This window comes from Mesorhizobium sp. Arg314, assembly GCF_053714275.1.
This window is the reverse complement of sequence record NZ_JBSKBP010000133.1, coordinates 1-3,033: the sequence shown is the minus strand read 5'-3', so window position 1 is coordinate 3,033 and position 3,033 is coordinate 1. Positions and strand designations below refer to the sequence as shown.

Annotated in this window: 1 protein-coding gene and 2 pseudogenes; all 3 read left to right on the top strand. The window is 56.8% G+C overall.

The genetic code is table 11. The features are described from left to right. A pseudogene (locus tag ACWGS9_RS34415) lies at positions 1 to 97 on the top strand (IS5/IS1182 family transposase); the annotation flags it as partial. A gap of 617 nt (positions 98 to 714) precedes the next feature. Further along, on the top strand, positions 715 to 1,428 hold the full coding sequence (locus ACWGS9_RS34410) for a 4'-phosphopantetheinyl transferase family protein (RefSeq protein ID WP_454509381.1): 714 nt from the start codon (positions 715 to 717) through the stop codon (positions 1,426 to 1,428). A 48-nt stretch (positions 1,429 to 1,476) separates the two neighbouring features. Then, a pseudogene (locus ACWGS9_RS34405) lies at positions 1,477 to 2,464 on the top strand (MFS transporter). Positions 2,465 to 3,033 lie beyond the last annotated feature (569 nt).

Here is a 3,033-nt window from a genome sequence, read left to right as displayed (position 1 = left end):
CGCAACTCGATATGACCGCGATCCGCTCAATTTCCTCGCTGCCATCAAGCTCGCTTCAGTGCGCATCTGGCTCAGAAGTTATGAGTCTGCGACCTAGTCCGAAACCTTGCTCGACTTAGTGTCATTCTTCTCGTGCGTTCGGTCCGCATTGCAAGTGGTTGGAGCAACCAATGGACCACCTAACCCCGTCCGCTCTCGATTTGGCTACATCATCAAAAAAGACCAGCCGATAGCGAATACACCGCCAGTCGAGCTGCGCGTAAAGGCACCGTTCGACATTGCTGCTGACCTTGCCCCCAGCTTCTATCCAGTTGTGAGTTCGTTCCCCGAGCAGGAACTTCCGGGGGTGATGGCTCAGGGCGGAACGGCCGCCGATGAGCCTTTCATAAGCGAATCGGAGGCGTGATGGACAACCTGTTCGCCTGTTCGATAAGCTCTTCTACATTATTTTTTTGATCAGGATTGAATATCCTGACAAGGGTTAATTAAGAATAGAATACTAAAAGCAAACGTCGAGTATTAGGCAGATATGTCACGATCATTGAATTATATTCATACATGTTTACACATCGCAAGCCGCCGTCAGTGTAAGGTTCCACCTACGACCCGCGCCATCTGAGGCAGCTGGAGTGTTTGAACGGGTGAAGCATGAACGACTTGACCGCTGCGATGATCAGGCAGGGCGTGTGGTGTAGCGAGCCCCTGCTGTGACGTATGCATTCGAATAGGCAGACGGACACAATCGACGTTTGGGTTTTCCGGCATTCACAGCTGACGATGCCAATGTTGCACATGCGTGAAGTGCTGAGCCCAGATGAGCGGGAACGGGCGCAAAAAATTCGTCACTTAGACCTGCGTCTTTCATATGTTCAGGCAAAGTTTGCTTTTCGAATCATCCTAGCATCGCACTTGCGTATTCCGCCGAGGGACCTCCCGATGACCATTTCGAGGTTCGGCAAGCCCCGATTGTCGGCGCACGATATTGAAGTGAGCCAGTCTCATAGCCACGATTGGTCCGCCGTCGCCGTATCAGCCTTGAGCTCGGTTGGGATAGATATTGAGCATTGGCGTCCTCTGGCAAATTGCTGCCAATTGGCTTCCCACATTATGACCGACCAAGAGGCAAGATTTTTTGAAGAAATTCCGCAAGAGTTGCGGGCACAAAAGTTACTGGAGTTTTGGACCAGGAAAGAGGCCGTGCTGAAATGCGCAGGTCTCGGTCTCCACAAAGACCCTCGATGCCTCCATACCGGCTGGGATGAGCCGACCGCGCAATTCGGCGGTTTGCAATATTACCTCAACGCGCTCCCAGTACGCGGGCAGTTGGTAGGGCATCTAGCATCCCATAACCCCCAACATATCATCATGCGCTGCTTGCCATCACAGTTGGACGCTTGCATGGGCCATCATGCGGCCCCGCCTAGGTAATCCTTTCTGCTAGGCCGCGCGGCAATTTGTCTACAAGCGAAGACGTAAGTGCAAGCGGTTTGTCTTGCGCTCGGTGAGGCAGGGTGGGTAACGGCATGGTTCGGACTCGGCGTCAACGTGCAACTGGCTAGCCCGCGCTGGATTGTTCGACGGACGATCTCAATTTACAGCGCTTTCACCTATGGCGGCATCGCCGGCGGCAGCTGGTTTTGGGCCGATCGTCCAGCACCACTCGCTTTCATTGGCCATGGCCTGGTCCGCGGTCGCTACACTGGGAGTCGTCGCGCTCGGGTTCAAGCTGCCGATCAGCAATCGCTCCGAGTCGGAGCTCGAACCATTTGGCGCCTTTTGCGCACCGGTGATCGCCGTTGATCTGAAGCCTAGGAGCGGCCCCATCCTCGTCACAACCGAATATACGATCCTCGAGGGAGACTTGGATCAGTTCATGGAAATCATGCAGAAGCGCCGACATGCCCAAAGCCGCGTCGGCGCCCGGCAATGGACACTCACGCGAGACGTCCAGCAACCGACGCGAGGGGTGGAGTCATTTCGAGACGCCTGGGCGTTCAGTTGGAAAGCTCTCTCACATCTCGCCGATGACGGACTGATCGCGTTCCTGTTGCCGGCGAGGGGATTTTTGCACAACCACGCCCAAAACACGGTTGACGCACGTGACGCGTTCTTCCGGAAATCTCAGGTCCGCCGCATTATCAACTTCGCGGACCTTCGATTTCAGCTTTTTGAGAAAGCCCATCGCCCCGCCGCTCTGATAATCTACGGCAGCGCGAAAGCGGACGGTTTCCCATATCGTTTCGACTATTGGGCGCCGAAGGCCGATCTTAATCTCCGCATCAAGCGTGTCATTACGCTGAGCAGCGCCGACAAGGCCGTGCTTGGGGTCGGCGCGGTTCTGGATAACCCGCTTATCTTCAAGCAACGGCTTTGGATGCGGGACCCAGACGCCAAGCTATTTTGTTACCTCGCCAGGCTTCCCAAGCTGGACTGCAACCCGAGAGGGGGTCTCGAACCTGCTTGAGAAGGTCGAGGCGTTATTGGATGGTTCCGTCGAGGCGGATGCGATTAGTGATCGATCCAGCAGATCCGCCGCGACCACCGGCTCGACGACGAACCAGCTCGCCCGGTTGCGGAGATGGAAAAGCTTGTACCGGCGCTGGCTGCCCTCAAGGATTCCCTTAGGATCGAGCGCCTCGCCGAGGCGGAGCGGAAGGCGCCAACCGCGGCCGAAATTGCACCAGCGGCCTCTGCCGAGCAGGATGCGGAACCAATGTCCGACAACGGCCGAGCCGGCACTGGTCGAAAGTCAGCAGTCGGCCGCCTGAGTCGAGCCGCGCCTATTCGACGGATGGCGTGCAGCCTTTCGGCTCCCGTCTCAGAAGGCAGCCGATCGCATAGAATTCCACGGCCGGCGTTTGATGCGCAAGGAAGTGGCGAAGCTGAAGGCGGAGCGCGACATCCTAAAAAACTGTCACGGGCCGGGTGCCCGCCTGCGGGCGGTAGAAACAGCCCATGCTACTCTCGCACCCCGGAGGGTAGCGGCCGTCAGCTTATTGGAGGCACAGTCCCCGTTAAAAAACGTGGCCCATG